Genomic DNA, 4,317 nt, shown 5'->3' on the forward strand with positions numbered 1-4,317 from the left:
GTGTCCGATGTTCGACTTGATCGACCCCAGCCACAACGGATCCCCGTCCCGCTCCCGGCCGTAGGTCGCCAGCAGCGCCTGCGCCTCGATCGGATCACCCAGCTTCGTACCGGTGCCATGACCCTCGACCGCGTCCACCTCGGCCGGGGACAACCCCGCACTGGCGAGCGCCTGCCGGATCACCCGCTCCTGGGAGGGGCCGTTCGGCGCCGTCAGACCGTTGCTCGCACCGTCCTGGTTCACCGCACTGCCCCGGATCACACCCAGAATCCGCCGCCCGTTACGCCGGGCGTCCGACAACCGCTCCAGCACCACCAGGCCCACACCGTCGGAGAAACCGGTCCCGTCCGCCGACGCCGAATAGGCCTTGCACCGCCCGTCCGGCGACACCGCCCGCTGGCGGCTGAATTCGGTGAGGAGGTAGGGGCCGGCCAACAAGGTGACGCCGCCCACCAGGGCCAGCGAGCATTCGCCTGCTCGCAGTGCCTGTGAGGCCAGGTGAAGGGCGACGGCGGAGGAGGAGCAGGCCGTGTCCAAGGACATGGCGGGACCCTCCAAGCCCAGCGTGTAGGCGATCCGGCCGGACACGACGCTCGTCGTGGTGCCGGTCAGGCGGTAGCCCTCCAGCTCGGCGGAGGCCATGCCGCCGTAGTCCGTGGTCACCACGCCGGCGAACACGCCGGTGTCGCTGCCGCGCAGCGTCGTCGGGTCGATGCCGGCGTGCTCCAACGCCTCCCACGACGTCTCCAGCAGCAGCCGCTGCTGCGGGTCCATCGCGGTCGCCTCACGCGGGCTGATCCCGAAGAACTCGGCGTCGAACTCCCCGATGCGCTCCAGGAAGGCACCGCCCCGGGTGTTGATCTTTCCGGCCCGGTCCGGGTCGGGGTCGTAGATGTTCTGGTCCCAGCCGCGGTCCGTGGGCAGCCCGCCCACCGCGTCGCGACCGGCGGCCACCAGCTCCCACAGCTCCTCCGGCGAGGTCACGCCGCCCGGGTAGCGGCAGCTCATGCCGACGATCGCGAGCGGCTCGTCCAGCGTGACCCGCTTGGTCCGGGTGACCGCCTTGGGAGCCTCCGCGACGCCACCGACCTCGGAGAGCAGCAGCCGCCCGACTGCGGCCGGAGTGGGGTGGTCGAAGATCAGCGTGGCGGGCAGGCGCACGCCGGTGGCCCGGGTGAGCCGGTTGCGCAGCTCGACGGCGCTCAGCGAGTCGAAGCCGAGCTCCTTGAAGGCGCGTTCGGTATCGATCGCCGCGGTGGAGGAGTGGCCGAGTACCGCCGCGACCTGCTCCCGCACCGCGTCCAGGACGATCCGCTCCCGTTCGTCCTCCGTGACGCCGGCGAGGCGCTGCGCGAGCGAGCCACCGGTCTTGGCGCGCCGGGCGGGGACCGGCGTCAGACCGCGCAGCAGCGCGGGCAGCAGACCGGCCCGGGCCTGGGCCCGCAGGGCGGCCGGGTCGAGCTGGACGGGCGCGAGGAGCGCCGCGCCGGTACCTAGCGCCAGGTCGAACAGTTCGAGGCCGCGCTGCTGGGGCAGTGCGCCCACACCGGTGCGCTCCAGGCGGGCCAGATCGGCCTCACTGAGGGCGCCCGCCATTCCGCCGGCGTCGTCCCACAGGCCCCAGGCCAGCGAGGTGGCGGGCAGTCCGGCCGCGCGCCGCGACGCCGCGAGCGCGTCGAGAGCGGCGTTCGCCGCCGCGTAGTTGCCCTGCCCCGGGCTGCCGATGAGCGCCGCCACCGACGAGAACAGCACGAACGCCGACAGCCCCGCCTCGGCGGTCAACTCGTGCAGATGCCACGCCGCGTCCACCTTCGGCCGCATCACCCGCTCGATCTGCTCCGCCGACAGCGACTCGACCACACCGTCGTCGAGCACACCGGCCGCATGCACCACCGCCGTCAGCGGACGCTCCACGGAGTCGAGCGCGGCAGCCAGTTGCTCCCGGTCGGACACGTCGCAGGCGACCACGCGGGCCTGGGCGCCGAGTGCCCCCAGCTCGGTGACCAGCTCGGCGGCGCCGTCGGCCTCCGGGCCACGCCGGCTCAACAGCAGCAGATGACGTACCCCGTGCGCGGCAGCCAGGTGACGGGCGAACACCGCACCCAGACCACCCGTACCACCCGTGACCAGCACGGTTCCGTCCGGGTCCAGGGCAGCTGCCTCATCGCCTGCCGCACCTGCACGCGCGAGCCGCGGTGCCAGCAACCGGCCACCCCGCACCGCCAACTGCGGCTCCTCCGAGCCCAGCACCACACCCCAGTCCGGCTCATCACCGTCCAGATCCACCAGGACGAACCGCCCCGGGTGCTCCGACTGCGCACTACGCAACAGACCCCACACCGCCGCCTGGGCGAGGTCCGGAGCCTCACCGCCGACAGACACCGCACCCCGGGTCACCACCACCAACCGGGCCTCACCCAGCCCCTCACCGGCCAGCCACCGCTGCACCAGCCCCAACGCCTGGCCGACGGTGGCGTGCACCGAATCGGGGGCGTCCTCACCGGTGGTGGAGACGGCGGCGAGCACCGCGGTCGGTGCCGGTGCCCCCTCGGTGAGCTCCCGCTCCAGGGCGCCCAGATCCGGATGGGTCTCCCCCGCGCCGATCCGGGCGATGTCCACCGTCCCGGTGGTCGGCGCGGTCTCGATCCGCGTCCAGTCCACGGCGTACAGGGACTGCCGCGTGTCTGCGCCCGAGCTGTCGATGCGGTCCTGCTCCACGGGACGCACGACGAGGGAGCGCACGGACACCACCGGAGCCCCGTTCTCGTCCACGGCGTCCAACCGCAGTGAGGTGCCGCCGGTCATGGTGGAGCGAACCCGCAGTCGCGAGACGCCGGGGCGATCGAGCCGCACGCCGCTCCAGCTGAACGGCATGAGGTGCGCCGCGGCACCGCTTCCGGTGAGCAGGACGACACCGCTCTGCAGCGCGCAGTCGAAGAGGGCGGGGTGAATGCCGAAGCCCTCGTGGCCTTCGGGCAGGGTCACCTCGGCGTAGGTCTCGTCACCGTCGCGCCACACGGCCTCGACGCCGTGGAAGAGGGGACCGTAGTCGTATCCGAGGTCGGCGAGACGGCCGTAGAGCTCCTCGACGGGCATCGGCTCGGCGTCCTGCGGCGGCCACTGCCGCGGCCAGTCCGCGACGGCGGGCGCGTTGTCGGTGCCGAGGGTGCCCCGGGCGTGGCAGGTGTTCTCGGTCTCATCGGTGCTGTGCTCCGGCCGCGAGTAGATCGCCACGTCGCGTCGGCCGTCCGGGCCGGACGCCCCGACGGTGATCTGGAGTTGCCGGGTGACGCCGGGCTGGACGAGCAGGGGCGATTCGAGCACCAGCTCGTCGAGGACCGGGGTGCCGGTGTGGCGTCCGGCGGTGAGGGCCAGCTCGACCAACCCCGTGCCGGGCACGACCATGGTGCCGAGCAGGAGGTGTTCCTCGACCCAGGGCTGGGTTTCGGTGGAGATGCGGCCGGTGAGCACCCATTCGTCGCGGTCGCCGACCTGCACGGCCGCCGCCAGGACGGGGTGTTCGACGGCGATGAGCCCGGCGGCCGCGACGTCGCCCGGAGCGGTGCCCGGGGTCAGCCAGAAGCGCTCGCGCTGGAAGGCGTACGTCGGCAGGTCGACCCGTTGCGCGCCGGTGCCGGCGTAGTAGGCCTCCCAGTCGACTGCGAGGCCGGCGGTGTGGGCGCGGCCGAGGAAGGTGGCGAACGTCTCCCGCTCGCCGTGCTTGGCACGCAGGGCGGGTATGAACGCCGCCTCGGTGTCCTCCACGCACTGCCGGGCCATCGCGGTCAGCACCGCGTCCGGCCCCAGCTCCACAAACCGCCGCACCCCCAGATCCCACAGCGTGCGCACACCATCGGCGAACCGCACCGCCTGGCGCACATGCCGCACCCAGTAGCCGGCGTCGAACACCGACACCACTTCACCCGTCACATTCGACACGACCGGGATGCGGGGTTCGGCATACGTCAGCCGCTCCGCGACGGTACGGAACTGCGCCAGCATCGGCTCCATCCGCGGCGAATGGAACGCGTGCGACACCCTCAGCCGGGTCGTCTTACGGCCCTCCCACCGCGGCAGCCACTCCTCCACGGCGTCCGCGTCACCCGACACCACCACCGCATACGGACCGTTCACCGCGGCGATCTCCAGCCGGCCCTCGAACCCGGCCAGCGACCCGGCCACCTCCGCCTCGGCGGCCTGCACCGCGACCATCGCCCCACCCGCCGGCAGCGCGCCCATCAACCGGCCACGCGCCACGACGAGTTCGGCCGCGTCCGCCAGCGACAGCACCCCCGCCACATGCGCGGCAGCGATCTC

General features: G+C 73.0%; 1 protein-coding gene. It reads right to left on the reverse strand.

Features of this window, described 5'->3' with window-relative positions; genetic code table 11:
* A partial coding sequence (locus KUM38_RS28500; RefSeq protein ID WP_217133377.1) for a type I polyketide synthase occupies nt 1–4,317 on the reverse strand: 4,317 nt, incomplete at both ends.

The organism is Streptomyces sp. AC558_RSS880 (genome assembly GCF_019049255.1).
In the GTDB taxonomy this organism is placed as follows: Bacteria; Actinomycetota; Actinomycetes; order Streptomycetales; family Streptomycetaceae; genus Streptomyces.